The organism is Stenotrophomonas sp. SrG (genome assembly GCF_050031795.1).
Lineage (GTDB): Bacteria > Pseudomonadota > Gammaproteobacteria > Xanthomonadales > Xanthomonadaceae > Stenotrophomonas > Stenotrophomonas rhizophila_A.
In genome coordinates this window covers 1-243 of the sequence record NZ_JBNBBE010000892.1, presented here as the reverse complement: position 1 = coordinate 243, position 243 = coordinate 1, and the positions used below count along the sequence as shown (strand labels likewise).

Sequence of the window (243 nt, the reverse complement as noted above, 5' to 3'; positions counted from 1 at the left end):
CTTCGACCCGCGCCAATTCGACAGCGCCGAGAACAAGCGCGCCGTGCTCGACCAGATGCTCGATGAGCCGGTCGTGCGCCTGGCCGGCGAACAGTCCGGCATCGTCATCGGCGACGCCGCCGTGCGCGAAACCATCGCCTCCAGCCCGGGCTTCATCGGCCCCGATGGCAAGTTCACCCAGGACCCGTACCGCCTGGCGCTGACCACCGGCAACCCACCGCGCACCCCGGCGCAGTTCGACAC

General features: G+C 70.0%; 1 protein-coding gene. It reads left to right on the top strand.

The genetic code is table 11. From position 1 onward, the window contains the following. Positions 1–243 (top strand): SurA N-terminal domain-containing protein (locus ACQG3P_RS22075; protein WP_426806243.1); only part of this gene is annotated, 243 nt, incomplete at both ends.